The 20537-nt window shown below is 64.9% G+C and carries 21 protein-coding genes and 1 tRNA gene; 10 read left to right on the top strand and 12 right to left on the bottom strand.

The features are described 5' to 3' along the window. Positions 1 to 36 precede the first annotated feature (36 nt). The 3 genes from N4G42_RS13325 to N4G42_RS13315 form a co-directional block, all read right to left on the bottom strand. Positions 37 to 675: a YitT family protein gene (locus tag N4G42_RS13325; protein ID WP_056746596.1), complete on the bottom strand. Its 639-nt coding sequence runs from the start codon at positions 673 to 675 to the stop codon at positions 37 to 39. A 184-nt stretch (positions 676 to 859) separates the two neighbouring features. After that, entirely contained in the window at positions 860 to 1741 is an 882-nt protein-coding gene (locus tag N4G42_RS13320) for a DUF3703 domain-containing protein (RefSeq protein ID WP_260667481.1), read from the bottom strand. A 3-nt stretch (positions 1742 to 1744) separates the two neighbouring features. Continuing rightward, on the bottom strand, positions 1745 to 2416 hold the full coding sequence (locus N4G42_RS13315; protein WP_260667480.1) for a cation transporter: 672 nt from the start codon (positions 2414 to 2416) through the stop codon (positions 1745 to 1747). Positions 2417 to 2489: 73 nt separating this feature from the next. On the opposite strand from N4G42_RS13315, the gene N4G42_RS13310 reads away from it, so the two are divergent. From N4G42_RS13310 to N4G42_RS13295, 4 genes are all read left to right on the top strand, one after another. Continuing rightward, a complete protein-coding gene (locus tag N4G42_RS13310; protein ID WP_260667479.1) occupies positions 2490 to 2954 on the top strand; it encodes a Cd(II)/Pb(II)-responsive transcriptional regulator in 465 nt (154 codons plus the stop codon). 158 nt (positions 2955 to 3112) lie between these two features. Then, positions 3113 to 3913 carry an MlaE family ABC transporter permease gene (locus N4G42_RS13305; RefSeq protein ID WP_015014693.1) on the top strand — a complete coding sequence of 267 codons (801 nt, stop codon included), beginning with the start codon at positions 3113 to 3115 and terminating at the stop codon, positions 3911 to 3913. 40 nt (positions 3914 to 3953) lie between these two features. Beyond that, positions 3954 to 4967, top strand: coding sequence for an MlaD family protein (locus N4G42_RS13300; protein WP_260667478.1), 1014 nt, complete (start codon positions 3954 to 3956; stop codon positions 4965 to 4967). Beyond that, a complete protein-coding gene (locus tag N4G42_RS13295; protein WP_260667477.1) occupies positions 4964 to 5653 on the top strand; it encodes a hypothetical protein in 690 nt (229 codons plus the stop codon). The genes N4G42_RS13300 and N4G42_RS13295 overlap by 4 nt, the downstream gene beginning before the upstream one ends. Positions 5654 to 5792: 139 nt before the next feature. On the opposite strand, the gene N4G42_RS13290 is transcribed toward N4G42_RS13295, so the two are convergent. The 6 genes from N4G42_RS13290 to N4G42_RS13265 all read right to left on the bottom strand — a co-directional run bounded on the left by N4G42_RS13290 (position 5793) and on the right by N4G42_RS13265 (position 8851). Continuing rightward, entirely contained in the window at positions 5793 to 6170 is a 378-nt protein-coding gene (locus N4G42_RS13290; protein WP_082565025.1) for a hypothetical protein, read from the bottom strand. A gap of 147 nt (positions 6171 to 6317) precedes the next feature. Continuing rightward, positions 6318 to 6503, bottom strand: coding sequence for a hypothetical protein (locus N4G42_RS13285; RefSeq protein WP_056064060.1), 186 nt, complete (start codon positions 6501 to 6503; stop codon positions 6318 to 6320). 302 nt (positions 6504 to 6805) lie between these two features. Next, positions 6806 to 7153: a hypothetical protein gene (locus tag N4G42_RS13280; RefSeq protein ID WP_260667476.1), complete on the bottom strand. Its 348-nt coding sequence runs from the start codon at positions 7151 to 7153 to the stop codon at positions 6806 to 6808. Positions 7154 to 7291: 138 nt separating this feature from the next. Continuing rightward, positions 7292 to 7381: transfer RNA gene (locus tag N4G42_RS13275), tRNA-Ser, on the bottom strand. 85 nt (positions 7382 to 7466) lie between these two features. Beyond that, complete coding sequence (locus tag N4G42_RS13270; RefSeq protein ID WP_056064052.1) at positions 7467 to 8384, bottom strand: SPFH domain-containing protein; 918 nt, start codon at positions 8382 to 8384, stop codon at positions 7467 to 7469. A gap of 41 nt (positions 8385 to 8425) precedes the next feature. Continuing rightward, positions 8426 to 8851 carry an NfeD family protein gene (locus N4G42_RS13265; RefSeq protein WP_099730573.1) on the bottom strand — a complete coding sequence of 142 codons (426 nt, stop codon included), beginning with the start codon at positions 8849 to 8851 and terminating at the stop codon, positions 8426 to 8428. A gap of 146 nt (positions 8852 to 8997) precedes the next feature. Here N4G42_RS13265 and N4G42_RS13260 point away from each other — a divergent pair, with 146 nt between their 5' ends. Then, positions 8998 to 11364, top strand: coding sequence for an arginine/lysine/ornithine decarboxylase (locus N4G42_RS13260; RefSeq protein WP_056064046.1), 2367 nt, complete (start codon positions 8998 to 9000; stop codon positions 11362 to 11364). A gap of 180 nt (positions 11365 to 11544) precedes the next feature. Next, on the top strand, positions 11545 to 12105 hold the full coding sequence (locus N4G42_RS13255; RefSeq protein ID WP_260667475.1) for a fasciclin domain-containing protein: 561 nt from the start codon (positions 11545 to 11547) through the stop codon (positions 12103 to 12105). A gap of 89 nt (positions 12106 to 12194) precedes the next feature. On the opposite strand, the gene N4G42_RS13250 is transcribed toward N4G42_RS13255, so the two are convergent. Next, entirely contained in the window at positions 12195 to 13058 is an 864-nt protein-coding gene (locus N4G42_RS13250; protein WP_409557824.1) for a DNA ligase, read from the bottom strand. A 93-nt stretch (positions 13059 to 13151) separates the two neighbouring features. Beyond that, positions 13152 to 13952 carry an enoyl-ACP reductase FabI gene (gene fabI, locus N4G42_RS13245; protein WP_056064037.1) on the bottom strand — a complete coding sequence of 267 codons (801 nt, stop codon included), beginning with the start codon at positions 13950 to 13952 and terminating at the stop codon, positions 13152 to 13154. 104 nt (positions 13953 to 14056) lie between these two features. Here fabI and N4G42_RS13240 point away from each other — a divergent pair, with 104 nt between their 5' ends. The 4 genes from N4G42_RS13240 to N4G42_RS13225 are packed head-to-tail and all read left to right on the top strand — an operon-like array spanning position 14057 to position 19711. Beyond that, a complete protein-coding gene (locus N4G42_RS13240; protein WP_260667471.1) occupies positions 14057 to 15883 on the top strand; it encodes an extracellular solute-binding protein in 1827 nt (608 codons plus the stop codon). An 18-nt stretch (positions 15884 to 15901) separates the two neighbouring features. Next, positions 15902 to 16936 (top strand): microcin C ABC transporter permease YejB, encoded by a 1035-nt coding sequence (locus N4G42_RS13235; RefSeq protein ID WP_099730569.1) that lies wholly within the window; start codon positions 15902 to 15904, stop codon positions 16934 to 16936. 22 nt (positions 16937 to 16958) lie between these two features. Continuing rightward, complete coding sequence (locus tag N4G42_RS13230) at positions 16959 to 18005, top strand: ABC transporter permease (RefSeq protein WP_116750085.1); 1047 nt, start codon at positions 16959 to 16961, stop codon at positions 18003 to 18005. Next, positions 18002 to 19711 (top strand): ABC transporter ATP-binding protein, encoded by a 1710-nt coding sequence (locus N4G42_RS13225; RefSeq protein WP_260667470.1) that lies wholly within the window; start codon positions 18002 to 18004, stop codon positions 19709 to 19711. Before N4G42_RS13230 ends, N4G42_RS13225 begins: the two co-directional genes overlap by 4 nt. Before the next feature lie 130 nt (positions 19712 to 19841). On the opposite strand, the gene N4G42_RS13220 is transcribed toward N4G42_RS13225, so the two are convergent. Beyond that, the gene (locus tag N4G42_RS13220) at positions 19842 to 20441 is read right to left on the bottom strand and encodes a lipocalin family protein (protein ID WP_313771912.1); all 600 of its coding nucleotides are present in this window, start codon (positions 20439 to 20441) and stop codon (positions 19842 to 19844) included. Positions 20442 to 20537 lie beyond the last annotated feature (96 nt).

Here is a 20537-nt window from a genome sequence, read left to right as displayed (position 1 = left end):
GTCTCTGCAGGGCGCTCAACCGCCCTTGGCCGGGACCTACACCGCCATGTAGCGGCCCGGCCGGTGGTTCATGGCCAGCACCAGGTTGAGCGCCACGGCGCCCGCAATGGACCAGGCCACGCGCACGGGCTCCACCGTCCACAGGGCCAGCAGCACGATGCAGCAGTCCACAGCCATCTGCACCTTGCCTGCGCGCCAGCCGTAGCGGTCCTGCAGGTACAGCGCCGCAATGCCCACGCCGCCCAGGCTGCAGCGGTGGCGGAACAGCACCAGAAACCCCGTGCCCGTGATCAGCCCGCCCGCAATGGCGGCATACAGCGGCTGCAGCTGCGCGAATTGCAGCAGTTGCGACTGCAGCTCGGTCAGCAGCGACAACAGCAGCACCGCGATGAAAGTCTTGACGGTGAAGGCCCGGCCCAGCTTGCGCAGCGCCAGCCAGTAAAACGGCAGGTTGAGCACAAAGAAGATCTTGCCAAAGCCAATGCCCGTGGCGTAGTGCAGCAAAAACGCCAGCCCCGCCGTGCCACCCGTGAGCAACCCCGCGCTGGTGAAAAACGCCACCCCCACCGAGATGAGCAGCACCCCGGTGAAGATGGCCACGGCGTCTTCCGTCAGGCTGTGGGGCACGACCAGCGGGGCGGGGGCTGTGGGGGCGGCAGGGGAGCGGGATGGCATGGGCAAAGGGCAAAAGGATGAAGGCTGTGCTCGCGGCCCCCGGGGCAGAGGGCGGCGCACAGGCATGGGATTGGACCATGCAAGCCCCATGCCGGGCTTGTCGTGCGTCAACTTCCGGGTGCCGGCTTGCCATCGCACCAGTCAGCCGGATACTCCTGATTTGATAGCTGCCAGCGCATATGATTCAAGCGCTAGAATCGGTTTTTGGCTGAAGTTGGGTGGACGATAGGCTGGCAGCTGCCAACGCTCCGTCGATCAGCTGCGTGATGTGCGGCTGCGGCGCCATGGGCGCCAGCGCACTGACCTGCGCCCGGCCCGTGTTGCCGATGGGCAGCCGCGCCAACGCGTGGCCCAGGGGCACCAGTGCCAGCCGCAGTACCTGTCCGCCGGCCTCGCGCAGGTCGCGCAACTGCAGGGCGTAGCGCAGCATGGCCCTGTGTGACCGCCAATGCAGGGACAGCGTGGTCTGCCCCAGCACGTGCGCGGCCTCCAGCCAATGCCAGCGGGTGGCAGGCGGTGCGCCGGCATCGTGCGCAAACGCTGCCAGCAGGTGGTCGAATGCGCGCTCCCTCTGCAAGGGGTCAGCCATGGGTGCTGCAGCGTGGCGCGCCGCCAGCTGGCGCCAGCGCCGTTGTCGGTGCCGGTAGAACACCTGGGCAAACGCCGCGCTCAGGGGCGTCATCAGCCAGGGCAGGTGGCGCGCGACCACGTCGATGTCGTCGGTATAGAGCGTGCGGCCGTCTGGCAGCGGCTGCAGCGTGATGCGGTGGTCCCAGCGCCGCATCAGCGTGCCCTCGCCGTTGTCGCGCAGCGTGGGGCAGGCACCGGCCTGGGCAGATGGCTCGATGGAGATGCGCACGGTTTGCGAGCCCATGGGCAGCAGCCCCAGCAGCCGCATCTGCAACGGCAGATCACCGGGAGACCAGTGGGTGGGCCAGGGCGCGCCGCCAGGGCGCTTGAACCGCACCAGAGGCGCCGTGATGTGGCGGAACACTGATGTGCTTTGCAGTTGCGCAGCCACCCATTCGGGCGGTGCGTTGAGCGGAGTGGACAGGCGTACGCGCATGGATCAGTGCCCGTGTGCTGCGGGGGCGCCGGCGGTGCTGGCCAGCTCCTGCCGCGCGTGGCGGATCACGCTCCAGCCGCCGCTGATGGCCAGGCCCGCCATGACGGCCGCCACCGCCAGGTCGGGCCAGGCCGTGCCCGTGCCCAGCACCCCCAGCGCGGCCGCCATCACGGCCAGGTTGCCCAGCGCGTCGTTGCGGGTGCACAGCCACACGCCGCGCATGTTGGCGTCACCCTCGCGCCAGGCGTAGAGCAGGGCGGCCACACCCAGGTTGGCCGCCAGCGCCATCAGGCCCACGCCACCCATGGTGAAGGGCTCGGGCGGAACCCCTTGCCACACCCCCCAGGCCACCCGGCCGATCACGAACACGCCAAACGCCAACATGCTGGCGCCTTTGAGCAGCGCGGCGCGCGCGCGCCAGGTCAGCGCCATGGCCAGCACCCACAGCGACAGGCCATAGTTGGCCGCATCGCCCAGAAAGTCGATGGCGTCGGCCAGCAGCGACGCCGAGCCCGAGTGGGTGCCCGCGCCCAGTTCCACCACAAACATGGCGGCGTTGACGACGAGCGCAATCCACAGGATGCGGCGGTAGCGCGGGTCTGCGCTGGCGGGGGCATCGTGGCTGTGGCCGGGGGCGCTGTGGTCGTGGTGGCCGTGATGGCAATGGGCGGACATGGTGTTTTCTCCTGTCGGTTTTGGAAAGCGATGGCATCATTGGAAACCTTAAAGTCACTTGAAGGTCAAGCCCATGGACCCCCACGCTGCACAGTTCCGCATTGGCGAGGCCGCCCAGCAGTCCGGCGTGTCGGCCGCCAACGTCCGGTACTACGAAAAAGAGGGGCTGCTGCCGCCCGGTGCGCGCGGCGACAACAGCTACCGCCTATACAGCAGCGCCGACGTACACCAGCTGCGGTTTATCCGCCTGTGCCGCGCCATGGACATGTCGCTGGACGAGGTCAGAACCTTGCTGGCGCTGGACTGGGACAGCAAGACGGACTGCCATGCTGCCTGCGACACGCTGGATGCACACCTGGTGCATGTGCGCACCCGCCTGGCCGAGCTGCAGGCGCTGGAGGCCGACCTGCAGGCGCTGCGCAGCCGTTGCGATGGCGCGGACGCCACCTGCCACATCATCGAAGCTCTGCATGCGCGGGCTGACGCGCAGCCAGTGGGCGTCAACGCCCCTCCCGGCCAGGGCAAGCGCCATGTGTGAGCAGTTGTTGTACGGCGCGGCTGCGTGTGTGCTATTTGCTATCTAATTGATAGCTACTTGGGCATATGTTTGTAGCGCTATCGCCCGAAAATGGCCCAAATATCTCCAGAAGCCTGTCATGGGCTGCCCTGGCGCATGCCCCCCGCTATGATCCGCCCATGATCTCGCGCCTTCCCGGCCTCTCCCTGCCCGAACGTGTGTGGAACACGGCGCGGCGCTGGGCGGTGGCCTGGTGGCGCATCCTGTATCTGGGCGCGGTGGTGCTGGTGCTGGTGTTGTCGCCGTCCAGCTACGGCAAGGGCACCCGCCGCGCGCTGGCCCGGCACCTGTATCTGGACACGGCGCCGGTGCTGCTGGGCTTCACGGTGCTGGCGGCGCTCATCAGCCTGGTGCTCACGCGCATTGTGGTGGTCACGGCGCTGAGCTACGGGCTGTCGCGCTATGCGCTGGAGATGGTGATCCGCGTGCTGGTGCTGGAGCTCATCCCGCTCACAGCCGCCTTGTTTGTGGCCATGCGCTGCACCATTCCCAACGGCTCGCAACTGGCGCACCTGCGGCTTACGGGCCGGTTCGAGGCGCTGCGCCGCCAGGGCTCCGACCCGGTGCGCATCGAACTGCTGCCCCGCGTGATTGCCGGGGTGTTTGCCTGCGTCACGCTCGCTGCGCTCAGTTGCGTGGTGGCGCTGGTGCTGGCGTACCTGGGGGTGTACGGCTTCAACATGGCGGGGCTGCCGAGCTACACGCGCATGTTCGGCCAGGTGTTTTCGCCCAGCGTGACCATGGTGTTTGTGCTCAAGACCCTGTTCTTCAGCCTGGCCGTGGCGCTGATCCCCATGGCTGCCGGGCTGTATGACAGCGGCGAACGCACCCAGCCCGACTCGGAACTGGGCGGCCTGGCCCGCATGTTTGCGGTGCTGCTGCTGATCGAGGTGGCCTCGCTCATGGGCAACTACTACTGACGGCCCGCGCCGCTCGCACCCACCCGCATAAACCCACGACATGAACGACCATTCTCCTCACCCATCGCATGGCCCCGCCGGGGCCGACGCGCCTCCGGTCGAGGCCCTGCGCCCGGTGGCCTATCTGGAACTCAAGGCTGCGGCGCTGCTGCTGTTCACCCTGGCCCTCATCGTGGGTTCGGGCCTGTACCTGCTGTATGCGCGGGGCGCTTTTGAGCCCACGCAGACGCTGGTGCTGACGGCCGATGACTCCGAAGGCGTGGTGGTGGGCATGGACATGACCTTCTCGGGCTTTCCCATTGGCCGCGTACGGCGCATCGAGCTTGCCGAATCGGGCAATGCCCGCATCCTGGTGGACGTGCCCCGCAAGGACGCGCACTGGCTGCGCGAGTCCAGCGTGTTCACGCTGGTACGCGGTCTGGTGGGGGGCACCAACATCCGGGCGTACTCCGGCATCCTGACCGACCCCGCACTGCCCGATGGCGCCGTGCGGCCGGTGTTGCGCGGAGATGCCACGGCGGAGATCCCGCAGCTCATGGCGACCGCGCGCGAGCTGCTGACCAACCTGAACGCCCTGACGTCGCCCGACGCCGCGCTGGGCAACACCCTGACCAACGTCAAGGCCCTCACGGAGCGCCTGAACGGGCCGGGCGGCGCCCTGGGCGTGCTGATGGGCAACGAAGCCGACGCGAAGAAGATTGTGGCCACGCTGGAGCGCACCAACGCGCTGCTGGCGCGCCTGGACGGTATGGCCGCCCGCGCCGACAAACAGGTGTTTGGCAGCGAGGGCAACAAGGACGCGCTGGTGCCCGAGGTGCGCGCCACCGTGGCCCAGCTCAATGGTTTGTTGTCCGACACCCGCACCAGCCTCAAGAAGGTGGATGCCGTGCTGGTGGAGGCCCAGGCCATTGGCGCCAATGCCCGCGAAGCCACGACGGACCTGGGCGCGCTGCGCGCCGAGGTGGAAAGCAATCTGCGCAAGGTGGAAAGCCTTGTCAACGAGATCAACCGCAAATGGCCCTTTGCACGCGACACGGAGCTGAAGCTGCCATGAACCCCTCTGCTGCACCTCGTTTGCGGGCTGTGTTGCGGCTCCTGTCCATCGGCTGTGCCTTCGCATTGGCTGCGTGTTCCAGCCAACCCCCGGTGCCTGACTGGCAGATGAATGCCCAGGGTGCGTCCCAGAAAGCCATCGAGGCCTACCTGTCCGGCAACGCGCGCGTGGAGAAGCTCGAATGGGACCGGGCCCGCGCCGAAGTGGCGCGCACGGGTCGCCCCGATCTGCTGGCGCGCCTGGAGCTGATGCGCTGCGCGGCCCAGGTGGCGAGTCTGGTCACCGAACCGTGCGAGCGTTTTGAGGCCTTGCGCGCCGACGCCGCTGCGCCCGAGCAGGCCTACGCCGACTATCTGGCGGGCCGCGTGCAGGCCGGCCAGGTGGCTCTCTTGCCACCGGCGCAGCGTGCGGTCGCCACTGCAGGCAACGCTGCCAGCTTGGCGGGCATTGCCGACCCCCTTTCGCGCCTGGTGGCGGCGGGCGTGTTGTTGCAGACGGGGCACGCCAGCCCGGCAGTCATCGCTACAGCCACCGATACCGCGTCGGCACAGGGCTGGCGCAGGCCGCTGATGGCATGGTTGCTGCTGCAGGTGCAAAGGGCAGAGGCTGCCGGGGACACTGCGGCAGCCGACGCATTGCGCCGTCGCGTGAGGGTGGTGGAGCAGTCGGGGTCTACGTCTCGATAGCGTTGGCCGCCGCGCTAGGGAGGAGGCAGGTAACGAGCCGTGGCGGGGGCACAAAAAGCTGCCCCAGTTGCTTCAGCAACCGCCACTCAAGCCATTGACCAGGCCGCCAGAAGCTGCATTGCCGCTGCTGGTGGCTTCGTCAGCGCAGGCGAGCCTGCAACTGGGTCTCGATGTCGTCTCGCTCCATGGCGAACTGCTGGGGGCTGATCTCGTTGGACTCCAGCTTGCGGGCCACAGACAGCAGCAGCACCGTGTTTTCGAGACGTGTGTCTTGTTGCAGGGAGGGGGGCAGGGCGGTCAGGCGGTCAAAGCTTTGCTTGTACAGCTCGCTCCAGCTCATGGCCCCTGCCTGGGCCTGGGCCCTGGCACCGTCGTACCAGCGCGAGAACTCGTCCAATGCGTTATCGCGGGGACTGGAACAGCCCGCCACAGCGGCCAGCAACACCATCGAACCCCAGAATTTCGGGGAGTGAATCAAGGAAAAACGGTTTGCAGAGATGCGAAAACGTGTGGTCACGATCGTCCTCCATTCCAGAATGCCACCGAAAAGTCCCGGTGTGCAGCGCCGGATGGTACTCCGATGCTATGCTTTTTACTACTGTGTTGCTGTTTGGACGCACACGCGCTGCAACGCAGCGCCAGCCACTCCTGCACGCATCACAACTCAGTGGTCCAGAAAGCTGGTGGACAAAATCTGGTCGAGCCCGGTAAGCCCGTGCGACATCGAATCCACAGACTGCACGGCCACGTCCGGCATCAGCAATGACACCGCCGCCAGCACTGCCAGCACCACGGTTCCGATGAACGCTATCAACGCGCGCGCTCCCGGCGGTAAGGAATGGCGTTTCATGGTGAAGTCCTTTTGAAAAAAGGGTGGGGGCCGCAATGACCTCCCGGTGCAACCTCAATGGCTGCTGGCTAGGATTTCAGCAAAGTGCCGCAGTTCCGCGTGTAAGACAAGTGCCATAACAGGGCTCCATGGGCAACTGTTACGGCCTGTTGCCTTTACAAACCTGCCAGAAACGTTCCGCGCCTTGCAAGCGTCCGGAGGCCCGGTTCAGGGCCTTGAGTGGGATGCGGATGGAGTGCCAAGCGGACGGACTGCAGAGGGCTCCTGTGGAGCCGTCCAGCGGTCATCGCGGCATGAATAGATCAGGGCGCGGGCGTCTGAATCCACGCGGTGATCTGGGCAATGGCTTCCTGCTCGATGCCAATGAAGCCGGGCCAATCTTGGTCAGCACCCTCATCACCGACGGGGTAGGTGCCGCCATGGACTACCGTCAGCTTTTTGACCGGCGCCCGCGCCAGCCCTCTCAGAATGGCGGGCGTATCGCTGGCCTGGCAGTGTTTGCAGCCGTTCCTGGCATGGTGGTAGACCAGCACCGGGACCTGTATGGCCTGCAGGTCCAGTGTGGGCACTGCCCCCGGTGTGCTCCTGCGCACCACGCTGGAGGTCAGCCCCCGCCCCGCAATCGCAGGGTCGTTGACATGAATGGCCATGGCTGTCGCAGACACTGTCATGCACCGAGCGGGGCGCACAGTCGTTGATGTTCAGCCCAAAGCGCCGGGGTCCTGTGTGCAAAAAGCCAGCCCCCACAACAAAAAACCCAGGTGACCGGAATCACCTGGGTTGATATGTGGCGGAGAGGGCGGGATTCGAACCCGCGGTGGGGATTAGCCCACACACGCTTTCCAGGCGTGCGACTTAAACCGCTCATCCACCTCTCCGAAGCCCTCGATTATAGCCACAGGATTGGGTGCATTCCGGTCACTGATCGGTGTCACCTGAAAATTTCAGTGGGCCGACACGTTGTCAGCCTGCCTTTTGGGATGTCTGCACCATCTTCATCGCCGAGCCGATCAGCGCCGAAACCTCGGTCATGTTGCTGGGCACGATGAGGGTGGTTGTGGCGTCCGACGCGACCTGGCTGTAGGCGTCCACGGCTTTTTCAGCCACCTTGAGCTGCACGGCCTGCTCGCCACCGGGCTGGCGGATGGCTGCGGCCACGCGTTCGATAGCCTGGGCGTTGGCTTCGGCCACGGCCTTGATGGATTCGGCCTCGCCCTGGGCCTTGTTGATGACGGCCTGTTTTTCGCCCTCGGAGCGGGCGATGAAGGCCTCACGCTCGCCGGTGGCGATGTTGATCTGCTCCTGGCGGCGGCCTTCTGAGGCGGCGATCAGTGCGCGCTTCTCCCGCTCCGCTGTGATCTGGGCCTGCATGGCGTGCAGGATTTCCTTGGGCGGGGTCAGGTCCTTGATTTCATAACGCAGCACCTTCACACCCCAGTTCAGGGCGGCTTCGTCGATGGCCTGCACCACCTGCGCGTTGATGATGTCGCGCTCTTCGAAGGTCTTGTCGAGTTCGAGCTTACCGATGACCGAGCGCAGCGAGGTCTGCGCCAGCTGGGTCACAGCCATGATGTAGTTGCTCGACCCATAGCTGGCGCGCATGGGGTCGGTGACCTGAAAGTACAGGATGCCGTCCACCTGCAGCTGCGTGTTGTCGCGCGTGATGCAGACCTGGCTGGGCACATCGAGCGGGATTTCCTTCAGGCTGTGTTTGTAGGCGACCTTGTCCACAAAGGGGATCAGAAAGTTCAGCCCGGGAGTCAGCGTGCCCGCATATTTGCCCAGGCGTTCCTTGACCCAGGCGTTTTGCTGGGGCACGACCTTGACCGAGCGGGCGATGAAGATCACGGCAATGATCAGGATGACGATGGCAATTTCCATGGGAAACCTTTCTTGGGTGATCGACAGGGAGTCTTCGGTGTTTACAGCGGGTCCACCAGCAAGCGGTTGCCCACCAGCTCGGCGACGCGATGCATGCCAGTAGACGGGGTGACGCCGGGGCGGTGCATGGCCGTCCATTGGGCGCCCCGGTACTTCACGGTGGTGGTGCCGTCGGGGCTCCAGCTTTCGATGAGGATGGTTTCGCCTACGTCCATGTTCACGCTGCGGTCCGCACGTGCAGACGGATCGCCGGGGCGCTTTCTCCGCAGCAGGTAGCAGGCCACGACGGCCCCGCCGCCCACAATGGCAGCCGACACCATCTGCATTGCGGACGCCAGGCCCAGGTGGGCGGCCAGGGCGGCGGCTACCAGCCCCAAGGCCACCATCAGCAAATAGAACGTGCCGGTGAGCAGTTCTGCCACGACCACGGCCCCTGCTGCCAGCCACCAGATGGTGGATGCCTCCATGTAGAACCTCCTTGTGTGGTTGTGTTTAGTGCACCACATTCTGGGTCAAAAGGATGGCAGTTCAAAGGCGCGTCAACGTTATTCCTTACACTTCGCGCCTATTTCGTTTTTTGGCCGGGCAGGCCACGGCTCCTTGGAGGCTGCGCATGAAGTTTCGCTTTCCCATCATCATCATCGATGAAGACTATCGTTCCGAGAACACCTCGGGGCTTGGCATTCGTGCGCTTGCACAGGCCATTGAGGCCGAGGGCTTTGAAGTGGTCGGGGTCACCAGCTATGGCGACCTCTCGCAGTTTGCGCAGCAGCAGAGCCGCGCCAGTGCCTTCATCTTGTCCATCGACGATGAAGAATTCTCCGAGGGCGAAGGGCTGGACCCCATCGTGCTGAGCCTGCGCAACTTCATTGGCGAAGTGCGCCGCAAGAACGCCGAAGTGCCCATTTATGTGCACGGTGAGACCAAGACCAGCCGCCACCTGCCCAACGACATCCTGCGTGAGCTGCACGGCTTTATCCACATGTTCGAGGACACCCCCGAGTTCGTGGCGCGCCACATCATCCGCGAGGCCAAGAGCTACCTGGAGAGCGTGCAGCCACCGTTCTTCAAGGCGCTGCTGGACTACGCCGAAGACGGCTCGTACAGCTGGCACTGCCCTGGTCACTCCGGCGGCGTTGCGTTCCTGAAGAGCCCCGTGGGCCAGATGTACCACCAGTTCTACGGCGAAAACATGCTGCGCGCCGACGTGTGCAACGCGGTGGAAGAGCTGGGCCAGCTGCTGGACCACAACGGCGCCATTGGCGAGAGCGAGCGCAACGCCGCGCGCATCTTCAATGCCGACCACTGCTTCTTTGTGACCAACGGCACGTCCACATCCAACAAGATGGTGTGGCACCACACTGTGGCGCCCGGGGATGTGGTGGTGGTGGACCGCAACTGCCACAAGTCCATCCTGCACAGCATCATCATGACCGGGGCCGTCCCTGTGTTCATGAAGCCCACGCGCAACCACTTCGGCATCATCGGCCCGATCCCGCAAAGCGAGTTCGAGCCCAAGGCCATCGAAGCCAAAATCAAGGCCAACCCGCTGCTCAAAGGCGTGGATGCCAAGAAGGTCAAGCCCCGCGTGCTGACGCTCACGCAGTCCACCTACGACGGCGTGCTGTACAACACCGAGACCATCAAGGGCATGCTCGATGGCTATGTGGACAACCTGCACTTTGACGAGGCCTGGCTGCCGCACGCGGCGTTCCACCCGTTTTATGGCAGCTACCACGCCATGGGCAAAAAGCGCACACGCCCCAAGCATTCGGTGACGTACGCCACACAGTCCATCCACAAGCTGCTGGCTGGCATCAGCCAGGCATCGCATGTGCTGGTGCAGGATTCGCAGACCACCAAGCTCGACCGCCACCTGTTCAACGAGGCCTACCTGATGCACACCAGCACCAGCCCTCAGTACAGCATCATCGCCAGCTGCGATGTGGCCGCCGCGATGATGGAGCCGCCCGGCGGCACCGCGCTGGTGGAAGAAAGCATCCTGGAGGCACTGGACTTCCGCCGCGCCATGCGCCAGGTGGAGGAAGAGTTCGGCAAGAACGACTGGTGGTTCAAGGTCTGGGGCCCTGAAAAGCTCACCGACGAGGGCATTGGTCGCGCAGAAGACTGGATCATCCGCAGCGACAGCAAGAGCAAGAAGGGCAGCAAGTGGCACGGCTTCGGCCAGCTGGCTGACGGCTTCAACATGCTGGACCCGATCAAGTCCACCATCGTCACGCCGGGCCTGAGCCTGGACGGCAAGTTCGACAAGACCGGCATCCCCGCGTCCATCGTGACCAAGTACCTCGCCGAGCACGGCGTGGTGGTGGAGAAGACGGGCCTGTACAGCTTCTTCATCATGTTCACCATCGGCATCACCAAGGGCCGCTGGAACACGCTGCTGACTGCGCTGCAGCAGTTCAAGGACGACTATGAGAAGAACCAGCCCATGTGGCGCATCCTTCCCGAGTTCTGCCAGCAGCACAAGCGCTACGAACGCATGGGCCTCAAGGACCTGTGCCAGCACGTGCACGAGATGTACGCCAAGTACGACATCGCGCGCCTGACCACCGAGATGTACCTGTCGGACCTCACGCCCGCCATGAAGCCCTCGGATGCGTACGCGCACATTGCGCACCGCACCACCGAGCGCGTGGAGATCGACCACCTGGAAGGCCGCATCACCGTGGGTCTGGTCACACCGTACCCCCCAGGCATTCCACTGCTGATCCCGGGCGAGGTGTTCAACAAGAAGATCGTGGATTACCTCAAGTTCGCGCGCGAATTCGCCAAGCTGTGCCCGGGCTTTGAGACCGATATCCACGGCCTGGTGGAAGTGGAAGACGAGAACGGCCAGGTGCGCTACTACGCCGACTGCGTGGCAGAGCAAGGCAAGACCGGCAAGAACCCCAAGCCACTGGCAACGGCCAAAAACCTGGTGCAGGTGGGCGACGACGGTCCGTACGGGCGCAACGTATAAGCACGTCTTCGCGCTGGTGTGTGGGTGCACCTGCGTCTCGAAAATCGCTCCCCCGGCATGGCTGGCGGAGCGATTTTTTTGTGCATTTGAATCCGCTGTTGTGGTGCTGCCGTATTGACTGTCAGCCGCGTGGTTTTCATGCGGTGACGACTGTCTTCACACACCTCTCAGGAGATTCTCATGACCCTTCGATTCAACGCCCGCCTTGCCACCATCGCCTTCACCGCAGCCATGGCTGCTGCCGCAATGCCTGCCGCGGCACAGGTCATGGTGGGCGGTGCGCCCATGCTGGCCAGCAAGGACATCATCGACAACGCCGTGAACTCCAAGGACCACACCACCCTGGTGGCGGCGGTCAAGGCGGCTGGCCTCGTAGAGACGCTCAAGGGCCCCGGTCCGTTCACCGTATTTGCGCCCACCAATGCGGCGTTTGCCGCGTTGCCCGCCGGCACGGTGGACACGCTGCTCAAGCCCGAGAGCAAGCCCACCCTGACCAAGGTGCTCACCTACCACGTGGTGGCGGGCAAGTACGACGCTGCTGCGTTGTCCAAGATGATTGCTGACGGCAAAGGCATGGCCAACTTCAAGACGGTGGCGGGCGGTACGCTCACCGCCAAGGCCAGCGGCAATGCCGTCATGGTGACGGACGAAAAGGGCGGTACGGCGACGGTGACGATTGCCGACGTGTACCAGTCCAACGGCGTGATCCACGTGGTGGACAAGGTCCTGTTGCCGAACTGATTGCGCAACTGATGGGAGGGGCTGCCCGCCCGCTGGCATGGCCGCCGCATCGCAGGGCCGGGATCGGCCAGGGGTCGCTGTGGCCGCTGTCAGCGGATCGGCGGCACGTCCTCTCGCACTCGCACAAAACTCGCGAAGCGCGGCACTCCGCTGTCGTGGGTGCCCCGAAAGCGGTAGGTCACCCAGCTGCCCACGGGCGGCGGGTGGTCGCGCTCGGCGTCGGTCAACCCTGCGCCCAGCCGGAACCGCTGGCCCGAAGGCATCTCCACCACCAAGGCACCCAGCCGCCCCGCGTGGCGGCCTTGGCCGGGCAGATGGGCCACCACGCGGGCCTCGGTGTCTTCGTGGGTCTTGACCTTGATGAGATCGTCACTGCGACCTGCTCGGTACATGGATGCGCCACGGTGCAGCATCAGTCCTTCGCCACCCGCACGCACGGTGCGCAGCAGCAACTTCTGGAGTGCTGCGTCACTCGCCACACGCTGTTGTGGCACCGCCTGCACCCAAGCCTGGTCCAGCGCTTCGACCAGCTTGTTCAGTGCAGGAAGGCGCTGGTCAAACGTGCCGCTATGGGCGGGCAGGTCAAACACCATAAAGCGCATCTCGCGCCATGCGGCATCGTCCGGCTTCTGCTGGCGCACGGTGGACTGGGCGTGGCTGAACCGGCCGCGTCCTGCCCACAGCTCGCCGTCCATGGGAGTTTCAGGCCAGCCGGCGGTAAACCATGCCGGGGCCGCCACGGTCTCGCCGCCCCGCGTGCGCAGTGTGTGGCCGTCCCAAAAGCCGCGCACGCCATCGTATTTTTCGCTCACCCAGTAGTCCGCCAGCCGCATGCCGGGGCGGTACACATTGGCCAGCAACAGGGCGGGCGCGTCGGCGGCCCAGGCCTGGGGTATTGCAAGTGCTGCCAGGGGTGCAAGGCCCATACAGGCCAGCCAGTGTCTGCGGAGCATAGGTAGGTGGCGCTATCAAAAAATAGCTTCTAGCGCATGATTTATGTGCGCTAGAAGCCAATTACGTAGTGAGCGTGCAGCCCTGGCGAGGATTTACACCTGGTCGGCGCTCAGGCCCGCCGTCTGGCTGAAGCCGCCGTCCACATAGGTGATCTCGGCGGTCATGCCCGAGGCAAGGTCCGACAGCAGGAAGGCCGCCACATTGCCCACGTCTTCAATCGTGACGTTGCGACGCAGGGGTGAGGCATCGGCCACGCGGCTGAGCAGCTTGCCAAAGTCCTTGATGCCGCTGGCAGCCAGCGTCTTGATGGGACCTGCGCTGATGCCGTTGGCGCGGATGCTGCGGCCGTCTTCGGTGCGGCCCACGGCCTCTGCCAGGTAGCGCACGCTGGCTTCCAGGCTGGCTTTGGCCAGACCCATGGTGTTGTAGTTGGGGATGGAGCGCAGCGCGCCCAGGTAGCTCAGTGTCAGCAGCGACGACTTGTCGTTCAGATAGGGCAGGGCCGCCTTGGCCATGGCCGGGAAGCTGTAGGCGCTGATGTCGTGTGCAATGCGGAAGCCTTCGCGACTCAAGCCGTCCAGAAAGTTGCCCGCAATCGCTTCGCGCGGTGCAAAGCCGATGCTGTGCACAAAGCCGTCAAACTTCGGCCAGGTCTGCGACAGATCCGCGAACATGCGCGCGATCTGCTCGTCGCTGGCCACGTCGCAGTCAAACACCAGCTGGGAATTGAACTCGGCCGCAAAGTCGGTGATGCGGTCCTTGAAGCGCTCGCCCACGTAGCTGAACGCCAGTTCGGCGCCTTGCTCGTGGCAGGCCTTGGCAATGCCGTAGGCAATGGAGCGGTTGGACAGCACGCCCGTGATGAGCAGCTTCTTGCCGGTCAGAAAACCCATGTGAAATCTCCTTGTGGAATAGCGGAATGCAGGCTTGGCGCCCGGTGCATGTGGATATGCGGCTTTGGCTGCAAGCCCCTGCGAACGTAGTGCAGAATTGTCGCATGCGGTTTTGGCTGGCTTTGTTGCTGATGGGGTGTGCTGTTCCAGCGTGGGCAGCGCATGCGTATGCCTTGTGGGGCGCGCCGCGCTATCCGGCGGGTTTTGCGCATTTCGACTACGTGAATCCCGACGCCCCCAAGGGCGGCGAGTTGCGGCTGGTCAGCAACCTGCGCGTCTCCACCTTCGACAAGTACAACCCGTTCACCATCAAGGGCAACGCACCCGCCTACCTGTCGTCGCTGATGTTCGACTCGCTGCTGGTGGGCTCCATGGACGAGACCGCGACCGGCTATGGTCTGCTGGCCGAGGACGTGGAAGTCGCCCCCGATGGGCTGTCTGCCACCTTCCGCCTACGGCCCGAGGCGCGGTTTCACAACGGCAAGCCAGTGCTGGCCCAGGACGTGAAGCACAGCTACGAAACGCTGGTGGGTCCCTTCACCTCGCCTGCGTACAAGACTTTGCTGATCGAGGTGGCGGGCGTGGATGTGATCAACGACCGCACCGTGCGCTACCGCTTCAAGCAACCCAACCGCGAGCTTCCCATCACCGTGGGCGGCTTGCCGGTGTTCGGCCGCGACTGGGGGGTGGAAAACGGCAAGGCCAAGCCCTTTGACCAGGTGGTGATGGACATCCCCATCGGCAGCGGCCCCTACAAGATCGGGCCCGTGCGGTTTGGCAAGGACATCACCTATGTGCGCGATCCGCAGTACTGGGCGCGCGACCTCAATGTGCGCAAGGGCACGGCCAACTTCGACCGCATCCTGGTCAAGATCTACAAGGACAACACGGCGCGGCTGGAGGCCCTGAAGGCGGGCGAGTTCGACCTCATGCGGTTCTTCAGCGCGGGCGACTGGGCCCGCCGCGTCACGGGCAAAAAATTCGACACCGGCGAGCTGGTCAAGGGCGAGTTCAAGCACAAGCTGCCGTCGGGCTTTCAGAGCTACGTGCTCAACACCCGCCGCCCGCTGCTGCAGGATGCGCGCGTGCGAGAGGCCCTGGGCCTGGCGATGGACTATGAGTGGATGAACCGCCAGATGTTCTACGGCGCCTACCAGCGCGTGAACGGCCTGTTTGGCAACACCGCGTGCGAAACCAGGGGCAGCCCGTCGCCCGAGGAGCTTGCGCTGATGGAGCCCTACCGCAAAGACATTCCCGCAACCGCCTTTGGCCCCATGACCGTGCCCCCGCGCACCGACGGCGATTCGTCATTGCGTGCCAACCTGCGCCGCGCGCAGGCCCTGCTCAAACAGGCGGGCTGGGAGGTGCGCGATGGCGCCCTGCGCAACGCAAAGGGCGAGGCCATGGTGCTGGAATACATGGACAGCAACGAAGGTGGAGTGCGCACCATCACCCCCTGGATGCGCAACCTCGAAAAGATCGGTGTCACCTTGCGCTTCCGCTCCGTGGACTTTGCGCTGTACCAGCAGCGCCTGCAGAAGTTTGACTTCGACATCACCTCGATGGCCTTCCAGGGCACCCACAACCCGGGGCAGGAGTTTGCCGACATGTTCGGCAGCCAGGCGGCCGACGTGGAGGACTCCGGCAACTTTGCGGGCGTGAAGAACCCGGCGGTGGACGCCATGATCAAGGCCATGACCTCGGCCAAAACCGAAGCCCAGCTGCTGCCCGCCTGCCACGCGCTGGAGCGCATCATTGCGCACAGCCACTACCTCATTCCGCAATGGACGGCGGCCACGCACCGCATGGCCTACAACGCCTGGAGACTGGCCAAGCCCGCCACGGTGCCGCCGTACTCCAGCGGCGAGGGCTGGGTCATTGACACCTGGTGGGCACGCATACCGCCACAGACCGCGCCCGACAAAAAATAACCACCCGCCAGCCCACCCATGTTTGCCTACATCCTCAAACGCGTGTTGCTGATGCTCCCTACCTTGCTGGGCGTGCTGCTGCTGACCTTTGTGGTGATCCAGTTTGTGCCGGGCGGTCCCGTGGAGCAGTACATGGCCGAAGCCAAGGCTGGCGTTGGCGGGGGCGGTGGTGCCGAAGGCGGCGGCCTGAGCTACCGGGGCGCGCAGGGCGTGGACCCCAAGCGGCTGGAGCAGATCAAGGCCTTGTACGGCTTTGACAAGCCTGCACATGAACGTTTTTTTCAGATGCTGGGCCAGTTCGCGCGTTTTGATCTGGGCAAGAGCTTCTTTCAGAACAAGGACGTGTGGCAACTGGTGGTCGAGAAGCTCCCCGTTTCCATCAGCCTGGGCCTCTGGACCTTCTTCATCAGCTACCTCGTCGCCGTGCCGCTGGGTGTGGCCAAGGCGGTGCGGGCCGGGTCGCGGTTTGACCTGGTGACCACGCTGCTCATCCTGCTGGGCTACGCCATTCCGGGCTTTGTGCTGGGCGTGGCGTTGCTGGTCATCTTTGGCGGGCAGCTGCAGTGGTTTCCGCTGCGGGGGCTCACGTCGGCCAATTGGGACGAACTGTCCTGGGGTGCGCGCATCGTGGACTATCTGTGGCACATCACGCTGCCGGTGATCGCCATGGTGCTGGGCAGCTTTGCCGTGACGGCCATGCTGACCAAGAACGCGTTCCTCGAAGAGATCCGCAAGCAGTACGTGCTGACGGCCCGTGCCAAGGGCCTGAGCGAGCGGCAGGTGCTGTGGAAGCATGTGTTCCGCAACGCGCTCATCCCCATCATCACCGGGTTTCCCGCTGCCTTCATCGGTGCGTTCTTTGCGGGCTCGCTGCTCATCGAAACCCTGTTTTCGCTCGATGGCCTGGGCCTGCTCAGCTACGAGAGCGTGATCCGCCGCGACTACCCCGTGGTGCTGGGAACGCTGTATTTGTTCACGCTGATCGGGCTGGTCACCAAGCTCGTCAGCGACCTTTGTTATGTGTGGGTGGACCCGCGCGTGAAGTTTGACTAGCCCGAACGAACCCATGGCCCTGATGAGTTCTGCTCCCGCATCGCCTTCGCTCTCGCCCTCCCGCCGCGCGTGGCTGCGTTTCAAGCGCAATCGCCTGGGGTACTGGAGCCTGCTGATCTTCTGCGCCCTGGTGCTGGTGAGCCTGTGCGCCGAGCTGGTCAGCAACGACAAGCCTCTTATCGTGCGCTACGAGGGGCAAACCTACTTCCCCATGCTCAAGGACTACCCCGAAAAGACCTTCGGCGGAGACTTCGAGACACCAACCGATTACCTGGACCCCTTCATCAAGGAGCGCCTCTCCGCTGGCAGCAACTGGGCGCTTTACACCTTGAACCCCTACGGTCCCAACACGCTCAATTACTTCGCCAAGGCGCCCAACCCCTCGGCGCCCACGTCAGACAACTGGCTGGGTACGGACGACCGCGGACGTGACCTGCTGGCGCAGCTGCTGTACGGATTCCGTGTGAGTGTGCTGTTTGGTCTGGCGCTCACCATCACAGGCGTGTTGCTGGGCATGCTCACCGGCGCCATCCAGGGATTTTTTGGCGGCAAGACCGACCTGGCGTTTCAGCGCTTCATCGAGATCTGGGGCTCCATGCCCGAGCTGTATCTGCTCATCATCTTCAGCGCGGTATTCGCGCCCAGCATTGCGCTGCTGCTCATCTTGCTGAGCCTGTTCGGCTGGATGGGGCTGTCGGACTATGTGCGGGCCGAGTTCTTGCGCAACCGCCAGCTTGACTATGTGAAGGCGGCGCGCGCCCTGGGGGTGAGCAATGCCCAAATCATCTGGCGCCACATCCTTCCCAACAGCTTGACGCCCGTGGTCACGTTTTTGCCCTTCCGCATGAGCGGGGCCATCCTGGCGCTCACATCGCTGGATTTTCTGGGCCTGGGTGTGCCGCCCGGCACGCCCTCGCTGGGCGAGTTGCTCAGCCAGGGCAAGAACAGCATTGATGCGTGGTGGATATCGTTGTCCACCTTCGGCGTGCTGGTGGTCACCTTGTTGTTGCTGACCTTCATGGGGGACGCGCTGCGCGATGCCCTCGACCCGCGAAAGGCAGACCAATGACGTCCCCCACGCTCGGCACTGGCGTGTCCTCGCTGCCCCCCCAGGGGGCTCTCGCCGCCTTGGGGCGGCCCGGCGGCGGCTCGGCTGCGGGTCTGCCGCTGTTGAGCGTCCACGACCTGCATGTGCGCTTTGGCTCAAAAGAGGTGGTGCGCGGCGTCAACTTCACGTTGGCTGCGGGCGAAAAGCTGGCACTGGTGGGCGAGTCCGGCTCGGGCAAGACCATCACGGCGTTGAGCCTGCTGCGGTTGGCGGGCAATGCCGCCATCACCGGCCAGGCCTTGCTGCAAGGGCGGGGCGACCTGCTGGCGATGACCGAGCGCGAGATGCGCGGCGTGCGTGGCGGCGACATCGCCATGGTGTTCCAGGAGCCCATGACCGCGCTCAACCCGCTGATGACGATAGGCCAGCAGATCGCCGAAATCCTGCTGCTCAAGAAGGGGCTCACCGGCGCCCAGTGCGCGCAAGCCGCCATCGAGCTGCTGGCGCAAACCGGCATCCCAGAGCCCGCGCGCCGCGCCAACAGCTTTCCACACCAGCTCTCGGGCGGCCAGCGCCAGCGCGCCATGATCGCCATGGCCCTGGCCAGCGCGCCGAAGCTCTTGCTGGCCGACGAGCCCACCACCGCACTGGACGTGACCTTGCGCGGCCAGATCCTGGACCTGCTGAGCGACTTGCAGCGCCAGACGGGCATGGCGGTGCTGCTGATCACGCACGACCTGAATCTGGTGCGCCGCTTTGCCGACCGTGTGGCCGTGATGGAGCAGGGGGTGCTGGTAGAGCAGGGCCCAGTGGCCGAGGTGTTCGGCGCGCCCCAGCATGCCTACACCCGCCGTCTGATCGCCAGCCAGCCGCGCCGCGATGTGGTGGAGGCCGACCCACCCGCAGGCACTGCGCCCGTGGTGCAGACACAGGATCTGCGCGTGGTCTACCCCACGCCATTGCCGGGCATCAGGGGCTGGTTCAAGAAGGGCGAGTTTGTGGCGGTGCAAGGCGCCACTCTGCAACTGCTGCCCGGCCAGACGCTGGGCGTAGTGGGCGAATCCGGCTCGGGCAAGTCCACGCTGGCCCAGGCCATCCTGGGACTGCTGCCATACGCGGGTGAGTTGCAGGTGGGAGGGCAGGCGTGGCAACAGCCTGCCACGCGCAACACCCCTGCCAACCAGCAGCTGCGCCGCCGGGTGCAGGTGGTGTTCCAGGACCCGTTCTCATCGCTGTCACCGCGCCTCACAGTCGAAGAGATCGTGGGTGAGGGCCTGAAGGTGCACGAGCCCACACTGACCGTGGCCCAGCGCCGCGTGCGCGTCGAGGCCGCGTTGGACGAGGTGGGCCTGGCCCAGACCCAGTACCCGCGTTTGCTCGAGCGTTACCCGCACGAATTCTCCGGCGGCCAGCGCCAGCGGCTGGCCATTGCGCGCGCCCTGATCGTGCAGCCCCAGGTGCTGGTTCTGGACGAGCCCACCAGCGCACTCGATGTGACCATCCAGCAGCAGGTGCTGGGCCTGCTGCAGCGCCTGCAAAAAGAAAAGGGCCTGAGCTACCTGCTCATCACCCACGACGTGGATGTGATCCGCGCCATGGCGCACGATGTGGTGGTGATGAAGGACGGCGCGGTGCTAGAAAGTGGCAGCGTGGCCGATGTGCTGGATGCCCCCCAGCACCCGTACACCCAGCGTCTGGTAGCTGCCGCCACAGTGCCTGGTGGGTGAGTTTCAGGCCAAATCTGCCGCAGGCGCTAGTGCAAAATGCGCCGGTTGCTATCAATTTTGATAATCTGGTGCCGTCGGCGCCGAGCTGTTGACTGGGCGCCGCAAGCCTTCAGGCCCCGCTGCGCTGTCATCAGGTTCTGACCGCCACCCGGCGCGCATGTTGCTCTGCACCGGGCTGCGCCCAGACGATCTTGCTCACATCCACCCCCAGGGCCTTAGCGCGCTCCATCAGGTGTTCGCGCACCTGCCAGGGCAGGGTGGGGGCGCGCGACAGTACCCACAGGTAGTCGGTGCTGGAGCCCACCACCATCGCCCACTGGTAGTTTTCGTCCAGCGCCACCACGTTGTAGCCGCCATAGAACGGTCCGAAGAACGACACCTTGAGTGCGGCCCGGTCGGGGCTGTCCACAAACTCTGCCCGGCCTTCGGCCTCTCTCCAATGCTTGCGCACCGGGTCGTACCCTCGGTTCACCACCTTGATGGTGTTGTCCGCGTTGCGGCTGTACGTGGCGCTGGCCTGGGTCAGCCCCCGCTCAAACGAGTTTTCAATGCGCGCCAGCTCGTGCCAGTGCCCTGCATACCGGTCCACGTCAAAGCCCGTGATGGGTTGCACGCCATCCGGTGTGCGTGGCGTCGAGCACGCTGACAGCACCAGCACGCCCATCAACGCAGCCGCGCCCACGATGAGCGGCCAGGGGGTGCGGCGAGGTGCGGTGCGGATGGCTTGCATGGCGGGTTCTCCTGTGGGTGAGTTCTGGTGGCGGGGCCAGCGCGTTGGCTGTGCCCCTCTCCTCGCAACCGACTGTAGGGACCGTGGAATGCGCCC

Source organism: Acidovorax sp. K2F (genome assembly GCF_025246485.1).
In the GTDB taxonomy this organism is placed as follows: Bacteria; Pseudomonadota; Gammaproteobacteria; order Burkholderiales; family Burkholderiaceae_C; genus Acidovorax; species Acidovorax delafieldii.
The sequence above is the reverse complement of the archived record's forward strand: the minus strand, read 5'-3'. Positions and strand labels throughout refer to the sequence as shown.